General features: G+C 59.3%; 20 protein-coding genes. 7 read left to right on the top strand and 13 right to left on the bottom strand.

The genetic code is table 11. The features are described from left to right. Positions 1-68: 68 nt before the first annotated feature. The 3 genes from ASH01S_RS05205 to ASH01S_RS05195 all read right to left on the bottom strand — a co-directional run bounded on the left by ASH01S_RS05205 (position 69) and on the right by ASH01S_RS05195 (position 2,459). Positions 69-473 carry an acyl-CoA thioesterase gene (locus ASH01S_RS05205; protein ID WP_281178193.1) on the bottom strand — a complete coding sequence of 135 codons (405 nt, stop codon included), beginning with the start codon at positions 471-473 and terminating at the stop codon, positions 69-71. Between the two features lie 165 nt (positions 474-638). Continuing rightward, positions 639-1,043, bottom strand: a complete 405-nt coding sequence (locus tag ASH01S_RS05200; RefSeq protein ID WP_067924699.1) for a hotdog fold thioesterase — start codon at positions 1,041-1,043, stop codon at positions 639-641. A gap of 54 nt (positions 1,044-1,097) precedes the next feature. Then, positions 1,098-2,459 carry a purine/pyrimidine permease gene (locus tag ASH01S_RS05195; RefSeq protein ID WP_067924658.1) on the bottom strand — a complete coding sequence of 454 codons (1,362 nt, stop codon included), beginning with the start codon at positions 2,457-2,459 and terminating at the stop codon, positions 1,098-1,100. Positions 2,460-2,661: 202 nt separating this feature from the next. Here ASH01S_RS05195 and queD point away from each other — a divergent pair, with 202 nt between their 5' ends. Continuing rightward, positions 2,662-3,144: a 6-carboxytetrahydropterin synthase QueD gene (gene queD, locus ASH01S_RS05185; protein ID WP_067924652.1), complete on the top strand. Its 483-nt coding sequence runs from the start codon at positions 2,662-2,664 to the stop codon at positions 3,142-3,144. Then, on the top strand, positions 3,134-3,871 hold the full coding sequence (locus tag ASH01S_RS05180; RefSeq protein ID WP_067924649.1) for a radical SAM protein: 738 nt from the start codon (positions 3,134-3,136) through the stop codon (positions 3,869-3,871). Before queD ends, ASH01S_RS05180 begins: the two co-directional genes overlap by 11 nt. Here the strand turns inward: ASH01S_RS05180 and yfmH are convergent. The 3 genes from yfmH to ASH01S_RS05165 form a co-directional block, all read right to left on the bottom strand. After that, the gene (yfmH, locus tag ASH01S_RS05175) at positions 3,868-5,169 is read right to left on the bottom strand and encodes an EF-P 5-aminopentanol modification-associated protein YfmH (protein WP_067924646.1); all 1,302 of its coding nucleotides are present in this window, start codon (positions 5,167-5,169) and stop codon (positions 3,868-3,870) included. The genes ASH01S_RS05180 and yfmH overlap by 4 nt on opposite strands. After that, a complete protein-coding gene (gene yfmF, locus ASH01S_RS05170; protein ID WP_083516830.1) occupies positions 5,162-6,457 on the bottom strand; it encodes an EF-P 5-aminopentanol modification-associated protein YfmF in 1,296 nt (431 codons plus the stop codon). Before yfmF ends, yfmH begins: the two co-directional genes overlap by 8 nt. A gap of 117 nt (positions 6,458-6,574) precedes the next feature. Beyond that, a complete protein-coding gene (locus ASH01S_RS05165) occupies positions 6,575-6,811 on the bottom strand; it encodes a hypothetical protein (protein ID WP_035453601.1) in 237 nt (78 codons plus the stop codon). Positions 6,812-7,109: 298 nt separating this feature from the next. Between ASH01S_RS05165 and ASH01S_RS05160 the strand changes: the two genes are divergently transcribed. Both ASH01S_RS05160 and fdxA read left to right on the top strand, forming a co-directional pair. Next, positions 7,110-8,129 (top strand): phosphatase PAP2 family protein, encoded by a 1,020-nt coding sequence (locus ASH01S_RS05160; RefSeq protein ID WP_067924641.1) that lies wholly within the window; start codon positions 7,110-7,112, stop codon positions 8,127-8,129. Between the two features lie 77 nt (positions 8,130-8,206). After that, positions 8,207-8,446, top strand: coding sequence for a 4Fe-4S ferredoxin (gene fdxA, locus ASH01S_RS05155; protein WP_026962395.1), 240 nt, complete (start codon positions 8,207-8,209; stop codon positions 8,444-8,446). Positions 8,447-8,538: 92 nt separating this feature from the next. Here fdxA and ASH01S_RS05150 read toward each other — a convergent pair whose 3' ends face one another. Then, positions 8,539-9,843 carry an MFS transporter gene (locus ASH01S_RS05150; protein WP_067924638.1) on the bottom strand — a complete coding sequence of 435 codons (1,305 nt, stop codon included), beginning with the start codon at positions 9,841-9,843 and terminating at the stop codon, positions 8,539-8,541. Between the two features lie 235 nt (positions 9,844-10,078). Here ASH01S_RS05150 and ASH01S_RS05145 point away from each other — a divergent pair, with 235 nt between their 5' ends. Then, on the top strand, positions 10,079-10,930 hold the full coding sequence (locus ASH01S_RS05145; protein WP_245628933.1) for a deoxyribonuclease IV: 852 nt from the start codon (positions 10,079-10,081) through the stop codon (positions 10,928-10,930). A 36-nt stretch (positions 10,931-10,966) separates the two neighbouring features. Here ASH01S_RS05145 and ASH01S_RS05140 read toward each other — a convergent pair whose 3' ends face one another. Continuing rightward, positions 10,967-11,290 (bottom strand): MazG-like family protein, encoded by a 324-nt coding sequence (locus ASH01S_RS05140; protein WP_067924632.1) that lies wholly within the window; start codon positions 11,288-11,290, stop codon positions 10,967-10,969. Positions 11,291-11,482: 192 nt separating this feature from the next. Between ASH01S_RS05140 and ASH01S_RS05135 the strand changes: the two genes are divergently transcribed. Then, positions 11,483-12,211, top strand: coding sequence for a 3D domain-containing protein (locus tag ASH01S_RS05135; RefSeq protein WP_067924627.1), 729 nt, complete (start codon positions 11,483-11,485; stop codon positions 12,209-12,211). Positions 12,212-12,265: 54 nt separating this feature from the next. On the opposite strand, the gene ASH01S_RS05130 is transcribed toward ASH01S_RS05135, so the two are convergent. The 5 genes from ASH01S_RS05130 to ASH01S_RS05110 all read right to left on the bottom strand — a co-directional run bounded on the left by ASH01S_RS05130 (position 12,266) and on the right by ASH01S_RS05110 (position 19,269). Beyond that, positions 12,266-12,535 carry a hypothetical protein gene (locus tag ASH01S_RS05130; RefSeq protein ID WP_157067005.1) on the bottom strand — a complete coding sequence of 90 codons (270 nt, stop codon included), beginning with the start codon at positions 12,533-12,535 and terminating at the stop codon, positions 12,266-12,268. A 96-nt stretch (positions 12,536-12,631) separates the two neighbouring features. Further along, on the bottom strand, positions 12,632-14,410 hold the full coding sequence (locus ASH01S_RS05125) for an acyl-CoA dehydrogenase FadE (RefSeq protein WP_067924621.1): 1,779 nt from the start codon (positions 14,408-14,410) through the stop codon (positions 12,632-12,634). Positions 14,411-14,521: 111 nt separating this feature from the next. Next, entirely contained in the window at positions 14,522-15,703 is a 1,182-nt protein-coding gene (locus tag ASH01S_RS05120) for an acetyl-CoA C-acyltransferase (RefSeq protein ID WP_067924615.1), read from the bottom strand. Positions 15,704-15,717: 14 nt separating this feature from the next. After that, positions 15,718-18,123 (bottom strand): 3-hydroxyacyl-CoA dehydrogenase/enoyl-CoA hydratase family protein, encoded by a 2,406-nt coding sequence (locus ASH01S_RS05115; RefSeq protein ID WP_067924611.1) that lies wholly within the window; start codon positions 18,121-18,123, stop codon positions 15,718-15,720. Positions 18,124-18,330: 207 nt separating this feature from the next. Beyond that, positions 18,331-19,269, bottom strand: a complete 939-nt coding sequence (locus ASH01S_RS05110; protein ID WP_067924609.1) for an aminotransferase class IV — start codon at positions 19,267-19,269, stop codon at positions 18,331-18,333. Positions 19,270-19,449: 180 nt separating this feature from the next. Between ASH01S_RS05110 and ASH01S_RS19195 the strand changes: the two genes are divergently transcribed. Then, entirely contained in the window at positions 19,450-19,794 is a 345-nt protein-coding gene (locus tag ASH01S_RS19195; RefSeq protein WP_067924606.1) for a histidine triad nucleotide-binding protein, read from the top strand. Positions 19,795-19,829: the final 35 nt, after the last annotated feature.

The raw sequence follows: 19,829 nt of genomic DNA, 5'->3' as shown, positions 1-19,829 counted from the left end.
CCCCCCCCCCCCCCGGCGGAACGCGCGCTCACAACCTCCGCCCCGGGAGGAGCGCCGTTGGGCATGCCTCAGCGAGCGTGGAGTGCGGGCGCCTCCTGCGGCCCGCCAAGGTGCTGTTGCAGCGCCTGCTTCTCTGCGTCAGTCAAGGGCCGAGACTGGTTGCGCTGGTAGTCGAACGTGACGAGGGTGGCTTGTCCACGCGCCACCCAGGTCCCGTCCTCGGCCTGAATGGCGTGTTCCACGTCGAAGCTCCGATTGCCAATCCGGCCAATCCAGGTGTATACGGTGAGCGGTTGGGCATAGGTGGCCTGCTGGAGAAAATCACAGCGAGTCGACGCGGCAATCAGGTTCCACTGCGCCACGGACAAGGTCGGATTGAACAGACGGAACACGTCCATCCGGGCATGCTCCATGTACGTAAAATAGGTCGTGTTGTTCACGTGTCCCAGTCCGTCGCACTCGCCGAAGCGCACGACAATTGTTTGTTGAAACAGGACAATCCCCTCCCTCTGCCGGATCTGTTATGCTGTTTGCGTGTCCACCGGCTCCAGAAAGGCCGCCAGTTTGTCCCGCCCCTCCTTTGGGACGGAGACGGACTGCATGCGTTCGTAATCATGGCAGACCCAGACCGTGACCCCTCACACATGAGATGGCCCGTCACTCACCCCGCTCACCGACCGATCCACTGAAACAATCGCAACCGTGCAGCGAGAGATGCAGACCAGCTTCCCTTGCTCATCGGTGATGCGAATGTCCCAAATCATCGTCGTGCGGCCGCGATGAACTGGCACGGCCGTTGCGGTCACCACGCCATCCTGCTTGGGGCGGAGGTGGTTGGCGTTGATCTCCAAGCCCACCCCCATCTGCCGGTCCAGGTCGATATTCAACGCGGTGCCGTAACTGGCCGCCGATTCGGCCAGCACCACCGATGCCCCGCCGTGCAGCATTCCGTATGGTTGACGTGTCCGATCGTCCACCGGCATGGTCATGACCACCCGGTCCTTGTCCATTTCCTTAATCTCGATGCCCAGGGTCTCCATCATGTGCGTAGCCTTCAGTTGCAACACCGTTTCCTCCTTCGCACCGCCGGTCGGCTATTACCCGTCAGATGCATCCCGGCCGCCGGCCGTGGAAGCGGGAGTTGTTTTCCCACTGCGTCGAAACACGCCATGCTCCAGCAGCAAAACCAGGATAACCCCGACAATCAGCCCATTTCCCAACAGGTAGCCACAGACCGGCGGCAGCGTCGCCCACGCGCTGCCGGGCACAAACAGTAATCCCACGCCGGTCACCAACGGCAGCCCAACAACCCACAGATCACGCCCATCCAAGCTCAAGCGTTTGATGTCGCGCAGCCCGTAGCCCAAAAGCTGGACGAAAACCGTGAACAAGACCGCGTACCCGACCGGTGGCGGCAAAGTGGCGGCATATTCACCCAGAACCGGGAACAGCCCCATCAACGTCAAGGCCCCAGCGGCCACCAAAAACGGGAGTCGCGAGGCAATGCCGGTCAGAGAAACCAGCCCTGCCGCTGCTGTCAACGGCACCGCGCCGACAGTGCCAAACACGCCGGCGAGCGCGGTGCCCAGTCCGCTGACCAGTGTCCCTCGTCGATACCGTCCCGGCGTTGGCTGCTCTCCGGCCGCCCCGGCAAACGCCTGGATGCTGGCAATGAGATTGGACAGCAAGATCAGGGCGGTCAGCCCGCACGTGATGACAATGCTGGCGTGAAACACCGGTCGCCCCCAGGGAAACACACGGGGTAAGGCAACTGCGGATTGGCCGGCGCGACTAGGGATGTCCAACCAGCCGATAACCCCGTACAGCAGCCATCCCGACACCAGAGCGACGAGGACGGCCATGTTTTTCCACAGCCCTCTCCCTTTCACCATCAGCAGAAGCGTGAAGACGATGAGCAGGAAAGACAATCCGGCAACGAGCGGCCGGACCTCGGGGCTACCGCGAAACCCAATGCCGAGCAAACCATCCAAGATATCGCGCGACACCTGCATCGTCAGCAGAACCAAGAAGCATCCGGTCACTGCCGGCGTGAACCAGCCCTGGATCCTCTGCAGCCAACCGGTGGCGGCCAACACGACGTACAGGACGCCGGCGACCATCAGGCCCAACTCCAGGTCCACCTGCAGATCATTGATAGACCCGTGCATCTCCTGGGTCATCTGAATCAACACCAAGAATACACCCCACCACATACCAGCCGGCCCTTCGACAATGGCGAACCGATGCCCCCACAATCCCTGCGCCAGACTGACAAGTCCGCATAAGAACAAGGTGCGGGTAGTGAACAGGGCAATCTGCGCCTCGCTCAGAGCCAGCGCGTGGCCCAGAACGATGGGAACCGTGATGACATTGGCCACCATGAACATCAACCACTGCAGGCTGGCCAAAATGAAAACGGCCCCGCGCGGGGATTCCTCCAAACCGTATGTAATGTTCACAAACCCCTCCCATTTTGCTCACCCATCGTTTCGGCCAGCCACGGCAAGCGCTCCCGACGGAACCGCGGCAACGAACCAGATGATGAGCTTCTCAAGCTTATGATAGAAAATTCGTCTCGCACCTGCAATCAAGGGCCGGGGCTCGGCAGGTTTGACTCCGGTGCCAATTCGCGGCATGATGCTGTCAAGAGAGGTGACTTCCATGGGGGACTACCAAATCCCGAGCAAGATACAGCGACTATACGAAGATATTCGCCCCGAACAGCTTCGATATCACCAAAGACGCGTGGCCGTGCGTAAAGAGTTCACCTTCGACGCGGCTCACCACCTGCATCTGTACGAGGGCAAGTGTCAGAGCCTGCATGGACACACCTACAGACTGGCCATCACTGTCAGCGGTGTACCGGATGAGCGAGGGTTATGCATGGACTTCTCAGAGTTGAAGGCCATCTACGAGAACGCTATCGCCCGGCGACTGGACCACCGCTACTTGAACGAGATCCTACCGCCTATGAACACCAGTGCAGAAAACATGATTGTATGGATGTGGGAGCAATTAGAGACGCAATTGCAGGCGGGCGGATGGAAAGAACGTGGGATTCGCCTGGAAGAATTGTGCCTGCACGAAACCCCGACCAGCAGCGCCATCCTGAAACGGGAGTGGATGGAAAGTCATGCGAAGTAAGGTGATAGCGACCGATAAGGAGACTAAAACATGGCACTCGGTCAAGCTGCCCCTGGTCGAAATCTTTCCCACCATTGAAGGCGAAGGCACAAGGGCCGGATTCCTCACCACCTTCGTACGTTTGTACAACTGCAACCTGCGTTGCCGCTGGTGCGATACCACATACAGCTATGCGCCACACGCGCCAGCCTTCACCGCTTCCGTGGCAGAGATTGTAACGAAAGTGGAAGAACTCGGGAACCACTACGTCTGTCTCACCGGCGGAGAACCACTGCTGTACACCGACAAAGTGCTTACCTTGCTGCAGGCGTTGGCGGAAATCCCGACAGTGCTGGACATCCACATTGAGACCGGCGGCGCCGTAGACCTGGCTCCGTTTGCTGCACTGCGCGAGCGACACACGCAGGCCGCCGACAAAATCCGCTTCATTCTCGATTACAAGCTGCCGTCCAGCGGTGAGGAATCCCGCATGATACGCGGCAACTATAAACTGCTCCTGCCCCAGGATGAAATCAAGTTTGTCATCGCCGACGAGGCGGATTTCCAGGCGGCACTGCGCGTGCTCAACGAGTGGGTAGAGCTGGGCCAGGTCCTGTTCAGCCCCGTCTTCGGCGCCATGCCGCCCTCCCGCCTGGTAGAATTGATGCGGACACACCAACTCAGAGACGTGAAGCTGAGCATGCAGCTGCATAAACTGATCTGGGACCCGAATCAGCGGGGCGTTTAGACGCCTGTGGCCATAGAGACGGGCTCAATCACCGACACGGCGCGCCGCTCGGGAACCAGGTGTTCGGCAAGCCGCCGCTGGGCCTCCTCAAGAGTCAGGCTGTCCAACACCGCCAAGGAGTCGAGCCAGTCCACTCCCTTCACCCAATAGGCAGTATAGTTGCGGGCAATGCCGCTGGGTGAGTCAAATCCGAGCACAAACCGGCCCTTTGCTTTGCGCACGTTGCGTTCAAACGCCTCCGCGGACATCCCGTTGCGGATGACGGCCTCAATGGCCTCATCGACTCGCCGGATCAGCGTGTCGACATCCGTCGTGTTGCCCCCGAGCAAAGTGTATCCGTAGCTGTTGGATACCTCGTACTCCCAAGAAAACTGTTGGTCAATCAACCCCTCGTCGAGCAAGCGGTGGTAAAAGTCACTTCCCCGCCCGAACAAGGTGTCCAAGATGACACCGGTCAACAGCTCCTGGCGCAGCAGCTGGGTGCCTGCCAAGCCTGTCTGCCCGTCCTTCCAACCCATCAGGCACCGGGCTTGGCTCACCCCCAGTTGCGCCACGTCCCGCTCTTGCCGAACTTCCGCCGGCTCCGCAGGCGGATTGCGCTCGAGCACGGAAAAGGTTGGAAACTTCTTGGCAGCCTGGTTTTCGCGTACAACGTCCAATAATGCGGCGGGATCAAACCCACCGACGGCAAAGAACAACATGTTTCCCGGGTGATAGAAGGTTTTGTAACAACGGTACAGCAGATCGGCGTCAATCTGAGCGATGCTTTCAATCGTTCCAGCAATCGGAATTCGGAGCGGATGACGCTGATAGAGGCACTGGAGCAGGCCGAAAAAACAGCGCCAATCTGGATTGTCGTCGTACATGCGGATCTCCTGGCCAATGATGCCTTTTTCCTTTTCCACGCTCGAGTCTGTGAAGTATGGAGTTTGTACATAGTCGAGTAGGATACGGGTGTTCTCGGCGAGGTCCTCGGTGCAGGAAAAGAGATACGTAGTTTGCTCAAAGCTGGTAAAGGCGTTGGCTGCAGCCCCGTGCCTGGCGAAGTCCGCAAACACATCCCCGGTGGGCATGTCAAACATCTTGTGTTCGAGAAAGTGAGCGACGCCATCGGGCAGCACCCATGCTTCGCCGCGGCCCGGGACATCCACAGCCTGGTCGGTGGAGCCAAAACGGGTGGTCAAGGTCACGAACACCTGCTGGAACCCTGGCTGCGGCAGGAGAGCCACATGGAGTCCATTGTCCAGGGTTTCTTCGTAAACGGTGATGCCCAGAGATTCGATGAAGGTCTCACGCACTCGCCTGCACCCGCCCTTTCAAGAAGTAAATCGTGTCCACTTGCCAACTTTCCGCCGCCTGGACAACTTGCTCCCGTGAGACCTGTTCAATCTCGTGCAGCAGCTGCCCAATGGGTCGTGAATGACCAGCGAGCACGCCGGTAAAATGCAGGTCTGCCATCGTCATGGGTTGGTCCAGCATGACCTGATACTGGTTTCGCAAACCACGCTTCGTGTACTCCAATTCCTCTTCATCGACGCGGCCGTTTCGCAAGTCCTCAATCTGTTCCCGGATGATGGAGAGGGCCTGCTCGTAACGAGACACCTCAATGCCGGTCTGGATGGACACCACGCCAGTGAGCGCATCCAACCGGCTGGACGCGTAGTAGGCCAAGCTGTTCTTCTCCCGCACGTTGCGAAACAACTTGGAATGTGGGAACCCACCCAGGATTCCATTGGCGACAAGCAGGGCAGGGTAACTGGCGTCTGCGTATGCCACACCGGTGCGCAGACCCAGATTCAGCTTTCCCTGCATCACCGCCTGCTCCTCTACCACCGACCGCTCGTCGGCGCCGCGCGGAGGCAGTGGATGCACATGGGAGAATGTACCCGCTGCACTATCTGCTGCACCGGGGAACGCCTTATGCAGGTGCCGCAAGATACGCTCCGCCTCGGCCTTAGCATCGGCAAACGGACCCACAAGATACACATGGACCCGGGATTCCCGCAGGAAGTCCTCGTACGTCTGCCACAGACGCGTCGGGGTGCATGTCTCCAGGGCGTCCACAAAGCCGAAACGGGGCAAAGCCTCGGGTCCATCCCCGGCAACCTCTTCTAGGCAGCGCTCGTAGGCATACTGGACCTTATCATCGAATACGCTGGCAATGCGCTTCTGGTGGAGAGACCGCTGCCGCTCCACGTGCCCCGCCGGAAAAACGCCGCCCTCCGTGGCCGGATTGAGAGCCACCTGCCATACCAGTTCCAGCACTTCTTTGTACAGCGTATCAGGTCCAGCCCCTGACTCCGGCATGCCGGCATATACCTCGACCACATGGCGATCCGCACGTTTGCCAATAGCCGTCTGCAAAACGGTGCCGAACAAGGCTTCGCTGCGGCGGGTGAGATCCAATGCGGAAGGGTGCTCTCCGGTCCCTTCCATCCACAGGTACGGAAGCAGCGCCGTCGCTGTCACCTGCTCACGCCGCATGGGCCTGGTCATCTTCACATGGATGTGACGGGTATGAAACTGTGAGGTGCGAAGGATATGTACGCTGCAGCGTCCATCGTCGAAGCTTGCAAAGCCAGTCATGGGCGACACTCCAGTCTCAAGAACGTGTAGCAAGAGGCGGTGAGGTAAACACCGCCTCTTGCACGATTCCAGTATGAACGAAAACGCGGACGGTTATCAAACGAGCCCGCGAAAAAGCTAATAGCGCCGGCCCAGTTGATTGCGAGCCGACGCCTGCGCAATTTCATAGTCAAGCCGTGTGATGACCTGAGATTCTCGTATCCAGCGTTGAATCTCTCGGCTGAGCTTGGGCGCGACAAATTTCGGCGCCCCGTGGCGGGCGATGAAATCGTCGCGCGTGCACTGGTGCTTTGACAGGCAATGGACGTTGGTGAGAGCTTCCAAAAGTTCTCCACACACCGGACACTGGTACATGGGATCCCTTCCTTTCGCTATATTTCAATGCATATGGGAAGGACAACCGAGGTATACCACCGAAGATTCCGCACCTTCTTTCTGCCTTAATCTTTCTCCAAAAGTCCACAGATTCCTGCCTCCCCCAGAGCGGCCTCTCCCCGCCTTATGGACCGTTGGCCCCAGGAACGAGAAGGTAGTACGGGACGTCATAGAAGAAGGATACGGGAATGAAGGCTCGTCTATAACTGTGATATAGTATCCAGTAGGTCCCATGGAACGAGAAACAAGGTGCTTCACAGGAACTGGGAGGGTGTCTATGTCGTGCTTATGGCTCCGTGTCAAGCGGGGTGTGTTGACACTGGAATTGTACGAGGTGTTCGGCATTCTCGCTATATCCGCGGTGGCCCTGTTGTTCCTGGGTTTCTCGCGCCGGATTGACTTGATCTTCGGAGTGACAGGCTATCATTGGCGGATCTTGAACAATATGGTCGGCATCGCCCACAACCTCACCACGTGGCTGCTCACGGCTGCGTTTCTGCTTTTGACCGCCCTGTACAGCCGCTTGCAGCGCTCCGAGCACCACAAGGCGCGCCAATTTGCCGTCGGCGTGCGCGCGACCATCGCCTTTTTCGTCGTGATGGCTGTGTATAAAAGTGTCATCTTCTATATCTCTATTGTGAACCCAATAGATCATGACCTCGTACTCAAGCACATAGACACAGTCCTATTCCTCGGTCGACAGCCGTCCCAATGGCTGCAACCCATCATCTGGAAACCGTTGACCTGGCTGTTGAGCTGTTGCTACATGTCGTGGTTTGGGCTGCTCTACCTGACGATTTTTCTTATGTTGTCAAAGAACGCACAGGCGTTGCGCGAATACGTGTTCACAGCGGTTTTCACCTTCTACATCGGCTACCTGACCTACATGTTTGTCCCGGCCATTGGGCCTGCGTTTACCACCCACTACCCACAACCAGTTGGCGGCATCATCCATCTTTTGACACTGGGACAGGTCGTCCTTGCCAGAGACTGCTTCCCCAGTCTGCACACAGGTCTGTCCATCGTCATGTGCGTCCATATCTGGCGTTACCGGCGGAATTGGGCTTGGCTGTATATTCCTTTGGTCAGTCTAATCATTTTTTCTACACTTTACCTTCGTATTCATTACGGGATTGATGTGATCGCCGGAGCGGCTTTGGCCGTGGCTACCACTCAACTATCGCCGCTCCTGGTCATGAAGTGGCAGCGACTGCGGGAGAGCGCGATGGCCCGGACCGAACAAACCTCGTCGCAGCAATCCCTGCAAACCGGAGACTCGGTCTCAGAATTAGCATAATCCAATGTGTAAGCCCATTGAAAATAGGGCAACGCTGGTATATCATGAATGCAGCCTACAAGTGAGGAGGAGTCCACGTGGCATTCGTCATCACATCGCCTTGCATCGGAGAAAAGGCCGCCGACTGCGTCGAAACGTGCCCAGTGGATTGCATTGTTGAAGGAGAAGATCAGTACTACATCGACCCGGATACCTGCATTGACTGCGGCGCATGTGAGGCGGTCTGCCCGGTTTCCGCTATTTATCAGGAGGACTTTGTCCCCGAAGAAGAGAAATCATTTATTGAGAAAAACCGCGCCTTCTTCCAGAATCGTTAAATGCATTTACCCATCATCCACAGTACTGTCGCCCCAGTTGATCGGCTGTGTGCCCCGCGATAGGCGACAGTACGCGTGGGTTCCTGCCTTCCTCAATGGCGCGCGCGCCGATTCCAAGAGGTTTGCCGATGGGAATACACGTTCTCCCACTCCGCTGCAGACGTCGGCACTTGTGCATGAGCGCGCGTCTGTATTCGTTTTTGTGCCCCTAAACTGACGAGCGCCCAGGTCATCAACTGCACAAAGCCAAGCGCCACGGCAAACTTGGAAATAGCGCCGAGAGTCGGGTGTTTCGCCACGATGACCAAAAAGGCTCCGATGCCGGCCACTCGACCCGCGTTCTCAACCACCTCGCGGGCGATGATATGTTCCACATCATCCTCCCCCGTTTGATCCAAGCGTCCGATGGCGTCAAACACGGTACCCTGCAGGGGCACGAGAAACATGGGCAGCGCCATCGCGACTAGACACCCGTACCAGACCACAAGGCGGGCGCTCAGCGGGAGCAAGAAAAAGAGCGCCGCACCCGCCATGCCGCAGGCCCCGATACCCATCACCCAAGGCCGACGCTCGGGTTTCAGCCAACGGCTCACCAACGAGAACGATACAAACGAAAGTCCTCCTTGCAGCAACAAAAATTCTCCCAACTTCATTTCACTTCCGGTGGAAATGTACATCAAGAGGCCGATTAAGAACAGAAACACGCCTTCGCGCCAACCGTACACGAAACACCCAGCCAGCACGTTCCGCCACCAGCGATGTTCCAGCCCTCCGGCGATACGCCGAACCTGCAGTTGTCCCCCGCCGTCCACGCGGATCTTTATGGTGAACAGGATGGCCAACAAGAACAGGGACAGCGAGGCGCTGAATATGACGTGGTAGCCGCTTAGCCCGCCAAATCGGTCCTCATGCGAGATAATGAAACCAGCGGTCAAAGGCGCCACCATTCCGGCCACAGCTCCCAACGCCCCGTTGCTGCCGTAGAATCGGTCGCGCCCGCCCGCCTTGGTCATCCGCAAGCTCAGGTAGTTGAACGACAGCCAATAAAAGCCGGCCGCGCAACCCATCAAGGCCCCCATGGGACGCGGATGGGCTGCCAGCGCCGTTCCCCCGACCAACGTCAGCAGGTAGAAGCCGGCATGCAGGGCGATGCCCACGCGCAGGGTCCACGCGGCGTTCCACCGGCCGCTCAGCCAACCGGCAGCCACAAACATCAAGGGGATACAGGTGTACATAGTAAAATTATACCATCCAATGGGAAGGTAACTGTGGTCCACTTTCCACAGGTAGACGTTGACGAAGGTGTTGGACAAACCTACCGACAAGGCGAAAACGGCGCTGATGGCAAGCAACCACCGGACTTGCGACGGCGAGGGCTGCCGGCTGTGTGTCCGCACGAACTCACCCCCCGCAGCCTAGTCTGCCCGAACCCGCTTCAGACATGACGCCATGCTTACTCAGCCGCACCGCTGCGAGCCCCCGGTTTCCCCGACGCCATATGCCGTCGGCACCGCCCTTCCCCCTCACGCAAAGCATCATCCGCCTGGGGATTGGACAATCCGATGGGTTTCCTGCATTCTGATAAGGGTGCGCCGCACGCGCATGCACACCTTATACGGGAGGGGAGCGGCAGTGGACAAGTCATCGCAGACCGGCATTCTACTCGGAGCCAATGTCTCCATCGCCAAGACAGGGTTGTTGGCCGCCGTGGAGGAGACGATTAGCTACGACGCCAACACCTTCATGATTTACACGCGCAGCAATCGGGGCGGCAAGGCCCGGCCCATTACCGATTTCCATCGCGATGAGGGATTGGCCCTCATGCAAGAACACGGCATAGTCGATCCGGTCGTACACCTGTCCTATTTGGTCAACCTGGCCAGTCCCAAGGAAGACACGTGGGAATACGGTGTCTCCGTGTTGAGCGAGGAAATCCAGCGGGTCGAATACCTCGGGTTCCGCTACATTGTGATGCACCCAGGCAGCCACGTCGGCGAGGGCGTCGAGTATGCCATTCGCCGCATCGCCGAGGCGCTCAACTCCATTCTTACAGGCGAAGAGTCGCTCTATATCTGCCTTGAGACCATGGCTGGGGACGGATCGAAGGTAGGCAATTCGTTGGAAGAAATTGCAGAGATCCTGTCCTTGGTCAAACACCACGAACGCCTGGCTGTGTGCATCGATACGTGCCACAACTACAGCTACGGCTACGACATCGTCCATGACTTTGACGGGTTTCTGCAACACTTCGACGACGTCATCGGACTTGAGCGCCTCAAGGTGGCGCATATCAACGATTCGAAAAACCCGTTCCAGTCGCGCAAGGACCGTCACGCCAACATCGGCGAAGGATCATTGGGCTTGGAGGCGCTCAAGCGCATCGTCCACCATGAGGCGCTACGCGGGATCCCACAGATTCTGGAGACGCCCAACGGCCGCTATCGGGAAGAGATCGACCTGCTGCTAGACCGCCAACCCAAGTGACCCCGGCCGCCGCACGGGGTGAATCGGAGCCCCGGTTCACCCCTCGCCAGGGCCCTCCAAGTACCCCTTCTGACGCAGCTTCTCAACATGCTTGTCCACCTCGGCCGCGATATCGATGCCGTACAGGTCCTCGATGACAAACATCATCGACACGGCGGTCTGAGCGACGTCGAGGAGTTCGGAGACAATGGCGCGCACCACATCCCCCTCCGCCAGCACGTCCCGCTCGCCCGACAAACCACGAAACTTGCCAATCGCCTGTGCCAGTTCGCCCACCTCTTCGGTGATCTTGAGCATGGTCGATTCCAAAGTAGGGGTCAGCCCGCCCAGACGTGGCAACGAAATCGTCTTCTGTTCCATAGTCAGCCTCCATTTCCGCATACGGGACCAAGCGTCCGCCTATCTCCAGTGTACCCTACCACTCCCACCAAACTCTATGAATTCCGGGTTCCCATCCACAGAGAGGTTTAAGACTCCGATTCCTTGCCCATCCTGCTAGTACAAAACGCCAGGAAAGCGGATACGATCCGCCCCTGGGAGGGGGAGAATCAGTTGTTCCGAAAGAGTTTGTGTATCTCGGCAGGGTTGGTGGCGATGGCGGCGATGCCGCTGGTGGGATGGGCCAGCATTGTCAACGACGGAAAGCAGGTTTGGCCGGGAGCCACCCTGAAAGGAACGTACACGGTGAAGGCTGGGGACACGCTATGGGGGATCTCGCAAAAGTTGGGTGTCCCCCTCAAAGACTTAATCGCTGAGAACCATATTACAAATCCACATTACCTGCAGATCGGGGAGAAGCTGTCCTATCAAGTCTGGCAGCCCTCTCCGGAAATGAGCCAGTTGACCAAGAGCGCAAGCGAACCGACTTCAGTGGACGATTCCGCCAGCATCCGGCAGCTGGTCAGACGCGGCGGCGACATGAGCGAATCCCTGTTGGCCTCCTTGGCCACCCGTGTCGCTTCGCCGATGCGCTGCGAGCTGACGGCGTACACGGCCGGCTACGAGTCCACCGGCAAGCGCCCCGGTGACCCGTCATACGGGATTACGTCCACAGGCGCCCCGGTTCAGGAGGGCGTCACCGTCGCTGTCGATCCGTCCGTCATTCCGTATGGCAGTAAGCTCTACATCCCTGGTATCGGCTTCCGTATCGCCCAGGACACGGGGGGAGCGATTCGGGGACACCATATCGACATCTATATGCAGAGCCTCAGCCAAGCCGTCCAGTTTGGCGTGCGGTACGGCGACGTGTACGTCCTGCCGGATTGGTTCCCGGCGCCCTGACCCGCGGCAGCAGAAGGTTGGTCCAGTGCCTGTAGGGGCGTGAGGGGGACAGGGTCAGGGCATGTCGGAACGCCGACCGGCCCGACGCCCGTCCGCCCAGCGTCGCGCGGCGGACGCCGCCCAGCATCCGAACCAGCAGAGGAAGAAGTAAAGCATCACATAGGCTTGGTAGGCAACCGAGTACGCCCACAAAAACCAGGCGCTTCCGGCGGCTACCAACAAGGTCGGCGTCCAAACCATGCGCTTGCGAAAGTAGAAGGCAAAGCCCAAGCAAAACGCCAGGCACGGAAACCATCCCGCCACCAACCCCATGGAGCTGAACACGTCCGTCACCTCTGCTTGATGAAATATTCCCCATATCTCGTTATACCGGAATTCCGCGCGTAATTCCAGACGCAGGGCCAAGGCCAAAATGGCGTATCAGGCCAGGTAACCCTCAGCCTCAATGACGCGCGTGGCAATCTCCCGTTTGAGCTGTTTGCTATTGACCGGCTCAAAGCGGGTCAGCTTGCGCAGTACGGCCAGTTGGGTCCGCAGCACGTCGCCTTCCTCCATCGCCGCCAGGACAAATTTCGCCTGTTGTTCGACGCGGGCCATGGCCTCGCGGGCATACACCCGCACCATATCGATCTTGTTGGTGGCAGCCGTCTCGCCGCTGCGGGCCAACTCCTTCTCCGCCCGCAACAAGGCGCTCTCCAGGGCATAGATTTCGATGATAATGTTGGCCAATCCCGCCAGAATCTCCTGCTCCTCCTTCAGCGCCTGCATGTACTTTTGCACCGCGCTGCCGCCCACGAACAGCAGCACCTTCTTGGCCATCCGCAGCAGATGGACCTCCACCCCCAGCGGCGCGCTCTCATCCGGCAGCGGCAGCATGCCCATCAGTTCTTCCTGCAGTCCCTCAGCAGCCTGCAGCAGCGGCAGATCACCCTTCATCGCGCGGCGCATCAGCATATCCGGTATAAGCATGCGGTTGATCTCGTTGGTCCCCTCGAAGATGCGGTTGATGCGGGAATCGCGGTACATCCGCTCAACGGGATAGTCTTGAATGAATCCGTACCCGCCGTGAATCTGAACCGCTTCATCGACCACGAAGTCGAGGGCTTCCGAGGCGTAGACCTTATTCACAGAACATTCCAATGCGTATTCCTCAATGGCGCGCGCCGCCTCGCGCCCGTCAGCCGTATCCGGCAGGGCCGCCAGACGGGCGTCGATATCGCCGGTGGAGCGGTAGGACATGCTTTCCGTCACATAGCAGCGGATGTTCATATCCGCCAGCTTTTGCTGGATGAGCGGGAAATTGGCGATGGCTGTTTGGAACTGTCTGCGTTCTTTCGCGTATTTCACCGACGTCTCAATCGCCGCTTTCATGCCGCCGACCGCGCCGACAGCGAGTTTGTAGCGGCCAATGTTCAAGATGTTGAAGGCTATCACGTGCCCGCGCCCGGGCTCCCCCAACAGATTTTCCACCGGCACCTTGGCATCCTCAAGGATGAGCGGGCGGGTGGACGATGCCTTGATGCCCATCTTCCGCTCCTCAGGCCCGGTGGACACGCCGGGGAAATCGCGCTCGACGATAAACGCCGAGAACTTTTCCCCGTCGATCTTGGCGTACACGATGAACAGGTCGGCGAAGCCCGCGTTCGTGATGAACTGCTTGGTCCCGTTCAGGATGTAATACTTTCCGTCCTCCGACAGGCGGGCTGTCGTCTTGGCGCCCAGCGCGTCCGAACCAGACCCCGGCTCGGTCAGGGCGTAGGCCGCGAGTTTCTCGCCGCTGGCCAACAGCGGCAGGTATTTTCTCTTTTGTTCCTCGTTTCCGAAATACACGATGGGCAGCGTACCGATGCCGACATGTCCACCGAGCCCAACCGCGAATGATCCGCCCCGCGTCATGTACTCCATAATCAATGCCGACGTCACCTTGTCTGCGCCCAGTCCATCGAACGCCTCCGGGACATCGGCCGCCAACAGCCCCAGTTCCCCTGCCTTCTTGAGCAGCGACACGGTCAAATCCCAGTTCTGGTGCTCCAGTTCCTCCGCGTTTGGAAGGATTTCGCGTTCCACGAAGGAGCGAGTCGTTTCGATGATCATCTGGTGTTCCTGGCTGAAATCCTCCGGCGTGAACACCCGTCCCGAATCCGTCTCGGAGATCAAGAACGCCGCTCCTTTGGTCAATTCGTGTCCAGTTGCCGTCATAGCAGACTCCCCCTCTGGCCATTTTGACCCCTAAGCACAGCCCGCCGGCGCATCGGGCTGCACATCGGGCAGAAACACGCCTGCTCTTTGCTTCCTCTCAAACTACGCGTTTTAACCCACGCGTTCGAAAACGCCGGCCGCTCCCATGCCACCGCCAACGCACATGGTGACGAGTCCGTAACGGCCGCCCCGGCGCGCCAGCTCGTTGAGTATGGACACGGTGAGCCGAGCGCCCGTGCAACCCATCGGGTGGCCAAGCGCAATCGCGCCGCCGTTGACGTTCAGCCGGTCGTCCGGAAACTCCAGGGTGCGCGCCACATGCACGGCCTGCGACGCAAACGCCTCGTTGAGCTCAATCAAGTCGATGTCGGCCAGATTCAGACCGGCCATCCGAAGCGCCTTGGGAACCGCCTCTACCGGTCCCACGCCCATGACGTCCGGATCGACCCCGGCGACCGCAAAGGAGCGGAAGACGCCGATGGGCCGGACCCCGAGCTGGGCCGCCCGCTCGCCCGACATGAGCAGCACGGCGGCCGCACCGTCGCTGGTCTGCGACGAGTTGCCGGACGTGACCGTGCCCTGGGCGTGAAAAACCGGCCGCAGCTTGGCCAGCGCCTCCAGCGAGGTGTCCCGCCGCACCCCTTCATCGGTGTCGAACACGCTTTCGACCGTGCGCGGCCGCCCGTCTGCATCGGTTTCCGTGAATTTCACCGGCACCGGCACGATTTCGTCTTTGAACTTTCCGTCGTCGATGGCTCGGGCCGCGCGTTGATGGCTGCGCAGAGCGAAGGCATCCTGATCCTCGCGCGTGATGCCGAACCGGGCCGCCACCTGTTCGGCCGTGTTGCCCATCGACATATAGGCGGCCGGCAGGTGATCGACCAGGTAAGGATTTGGCGAGAGGTTATATCCACCCATGGGCACGAGGCTCATGGTCTCCAGACCGCCAGCGACCACCACATCGGCCGCCCCCAGCATGATCTGATGTGCTGCCATCGCAATGGCCTGCAAACCGGAAGAACAGAACCGGTTAACCGTCATGCCCGGTACTGTGGTCGGCAAACCGGCGCGCAGGGCGACGATGCGGCCGACGTTCATGCCCTGCTCCGCTTCCGGGATGGCGCAGCCCATGATGACATCATCCACTTCTTCTTTTGCGACCTGCGGCACGCGGCGGAACAAATCCGCGACTACCAGCGCCGCCAAATCGTCCGGCCGAGTGGTGCGCAGGCTGCCCCTCGACGCTTTGCCGATGGCGGTCCGGGCGCCGGCGACAATCACCGCTTCTCTCACACAATCTCCCCCCATCAGTTGCGCAGCGGTTTACCATGGCTGAGCATGTACTGCATCCGCTGCTGCGTTTTGGGCTCACCAATCAAGCTCAAAAACGCCTCCCGCTCCAGGTCCAGCAGATACTGCTCCGACACCTTCGCCCCCCGCGCCACATTGCCGCCAGTCAGCACACGGATGAGGTGGTGGGCGATTTTCTCGTCATGCTCCGAGATGTACCCGCCGACGCGCATGCCGTAGACACCCGCTTTCAGCCGCGCCGCACCCGCCTCGCCGACGACCGGGATGAGTCGCGGCTGCGCTGGACGAAAATCGCTGTCGGCCAAACTGATAGCCACCTGTTTTGCGTCATGAAGCAAAAAATCCCTCTGCAGGGTGATGCCGTCATGGTCGCGGAGGATGCCAAGCCGCTTCGCCTCTTTGGCGCTGGTAGAAACCTTGGCCAGGGCAATCGTCTCAAAGGCCTTTTGCACAAAGCTGTCCAGGCGCTCATGGACACCGTCTGGGACTCCCTCCAGCGCCCGGATCAACATCTCCTTGTTGCCTCCACCGCCGGGGATCAAACCGACGCCGACCTCCACCAAACCGATGTACGTCTCAGCCGCCGCCTGCACCTGATGGGCGGCCAGGCAGACCTCAGCGCCTCCCCCCAGCGCCATCTGATGGGGAGCAGCCACAACCGGCTTGGCCAGGTACTTCAAGCGCATCATCGCCTGTTGGAACTGATGCACGGCGAGTTGAATCTCATCCCAGTTCTCATCCTGGGCTTCCATCAACATCACCATCAGGTTGGCGCCCACACAGAAATTCGGAGCCTCGTTGGCGATGACCAGGGCCCGCCAATTCTTTTCCACCTCGTCGGCGCTTTGTTGAATCATCTGTATCACATCGGTTCCAATCGCCTGTTTGAACGAGTGAAACTCGAGGCAAGCCACTCCATCCCCAATATCAAGCAAGCTCGCCCCCGAGTTCTTGCGGATGACCTTTCCCTGCTCCTTCAAGCGGGCGAGCGAAATGATCTGCTTGGGCTCTTCAACATCCCGGTACTGGCCACGCCCGACGTAAAACCGGGGCTCGGAGGCGAGACTGCGCAGGTAAAACGTTTCCTGTCCAGAGGCCAGCATCTCCGAGACAAAATCCGGAATCTCTTCACCTTCCTGCTGCATCCGTTCGACTGACCGGCGAACCCCCAGGGCATCCCAGGTCTCATACGGCCCCAGGTCCCAATTGAAACCCCATTTCATCGCCCTATCCACTGACAGGATGTCATCGGCGATTTCACCATGCTTGCGGGCCGTGTAGAGCAAGACCGACTTGAGCACGTCCCACGCGAATCGGCTTGCCGCATCCTCCCCATACACCAACGCCCGCAGTTTTGACGGGACATCCTGGGCCCGCTTCGCCGCCGCGAGCGACGCGGAGGCAAATTTTCTGCGCGGCCGATATTCCATCGTCTGTAGGTCGAGGGCAAGGATCTCGCGGCCCTTGTCGGTTTCCACGCGGCGGAAAAAACCCTGGCCGGTTTTCTCGCCCAACCAACCCCGAGCCACCATCTGTTCAATAAAAGGAGGAATAGCAAACGCTTTCTTTTCTTGGTCATCCGTCACCGCCTGCTGTACGTTGCGAGCGACGTGCACCATGGTGTCCAATCCCACCAGGTCGAGGGTGCGAAAAGTCGCGCTCTTGGGCCGCCCCATAGCTGGGCCTGTGATGGCGTCCACTTCGTCGACGCCCAATCCGTATTTCTCCATCGCCTGCAATGTGACCATCAATCCGTACGTCCCGATGCGATTGGCGATAAAGTTGGGCGTGTCCTTGGCCACCACAACCCCTTTGCCCAATGTGCGTTGGCCGAACTCGACCATCGCGGTGACGACCTGAGGGTCGGTTTCCGGACCTGGAATGATTTCGAGCAGCTTCATGTAGCGGGGAGGATTAAAAAAGTGCGTCCCGAGAAAACGTCGCCGGAAGGAGACGGGGCAATCCGCCGCCATGGTGGCGATGGAAAGGCCGGAAGTGTTGGAACTGACGATGGTGTGCTCACCCGTCGCTTCGGCCACTCTGAGAAAGAGGTTCCTTTTAATGTCCAGGTTTTCAACCACCGCCTCCACAACCCAATCGCATTCACGCAAGCGGCCGAGGTCATCATCCAGATTACCAACTTCAATCCGTTCGGCGTCGGCCGCGTCGTACAACGCGGCAGGTTTCGCCCGCAAAGCCGCGGCCAGCCCGCTTTCGGCTATACGATTGCGGACCCTGCGGCCATTCAGTGAGAGTCCGCGTGCTCGCTCCGCGTCAGTCAAGTGGTCTGGAGGTATATCCAAAAGCAGGACGGAAAGTCCAGCGTTGGCCAGGTGAGCGGCAATGGCTGCGCCCATAACACCCGCACCGAGCACGGCCGCCTTGCGAATTCGTCGATTCACCGTCTCATCCCCCTCACACCGACTCAATCCAAACCGACCAGTCGGTAGATTTTCTATTATCATAGCAAACCGCTGCCAAATTGAACAGACTACCTAGAGACAGTCCGGCTCGGGACTGGGGGCGCCGGATGGCAGCTCGACGAACAGATCGGCAACCGGCGCCAAGCGTGCGGGCCACGGACGTGTGGTTTACGGCTTCCCATCCATTCAGGGACTCATCGGCGCGTGGTTGCGACAGTGAGCGACCGCTTCCGCGAAGGCGGCGCGCAGCCGCTCCGTCACCGGGGCCTCGCCCGTCTGCGCCCAGAGCTCCACCGGATGGACACACTCGTAAAGCAGGGATTCCGGTGGGGCCTCCTGCGGCGTGGATAATTGGTTGAGCAATGATGACTCGGCGATAATTTTTTGTACGGGCAAGATTTCCGTGGTTGTGCCCGTCATAAAGACCTCTTCGACGTTCTTCAATTGGGACAACGTCACAGCCCGCTCTTCCGTTGGGATACCGAGGGATTGGGCCAACTGCAGCACCAGGCGGCGCGTTACTCCAGGGAGGATGTGGCGATCCGCTGGATGCGTGTACAACTTTCCTTCCGAGACAAACCAGGCGTTGCTGCCCGCTCCTTCGGTGATCACGCCGCCGCGCACCAACAGCGCTTCGTCAGCGCCCGCGCGGTGAGCTGATTCCTTCGCCAGGACATTGGGCAAAAGATTGATGGTCTTGACGAAGACATTGGCCCACCGCTCATCCGGGTATGCCAGCAGCGTGGCGCCGCCCGTCGACGCAGCAGCGGTCTGCGGACGAACAATCAATGTGATCTTCGAATCGGTCTGGGGAAACCAGTGAACGCGCGGCGCCGCCCCTCGTGTCAGCTGCCAGTAGACCTGGGCCTCAGACTCATGGCTGCGGAGGACGGCCTCGTGAATCAGCCGGATCCAATCCGCGCGCGGCAACGGGTTGTGCAAAGCGATGGCGGAGCAGCTGCGTTCAAATCGCTCCAGGTGCCAATCCAAGAGAAATGGTCGGCCTCCGTACACCCGCACAACCTCGTACACACCGTCGCCAAATTCATGCCCCCTGTCTTCCAGGGGCACCGCCGCCGGGTCTCCCTCGTAAAAGTGACCGTCATAAAAGTAAAGGGTGGACATGGTGCATACCTCCGCATCCATACATGCTGTTGCTTGCCCATACAGTACGAGAAAAGCGAGACAGGAATCAATCCAGCGCCGCGCACAGAGACCTGGCTTGGAACTCAGCGTTTGAAGTCAGACACCCGATTGTCCTACAATCTTGCTGAAGTCTACGTTGCCGAGGAACGAGGTGGAAAGGTGGAAGATTGCCTGTTTTGCAAGATTGTCGCGGGCGCGGTGCCGGCCAAAAAGGTCTACGAAAGCGAAGACCTGCTGGCGTTTGAAGACATTCAGCCGCAGGCTCCCGTGCATGTCCTGGTCATCCCGAAAAAGCACATTCCCTCCGCACACCATATTCAAGAGGAGGATTGCGCCTTGATTGGGCGGCTGCACCTGGCGGTCCAAAAGGTCGCAGAAGACCTTGGCATTGCCGCGGACGGATACCGCATCGTGACCAACATCGGGCGCCACGGGCAGCAGACCATCCCACATCTGCACTATCACGTCGTCGGCGGTCGGCAGCTGCAGTGGCCGCCCGGCTGAATCCGTGACAAGTGACGGCGCCGCCGCACCCACGG

The sequence above is a fragment of the Alicyclobacillus shizuokensis NBRC 103103 genome (assembly GCF_001552255.1).
In the GTDB taxonomy this organism is placed as follows: domain Bacteria; phylum Bacillota; class Bacilli; order Alicyclobacillales; family Alicyclobacillaceae; genus Alicyclobacillus_G; species Alicyclobacillus_G shizuokensis.
The sequence above is the reverse complement of the archived record's forward strand: the minus strand, read 5'-3'. Positions and strand labels throughout refer to the sequence as shown.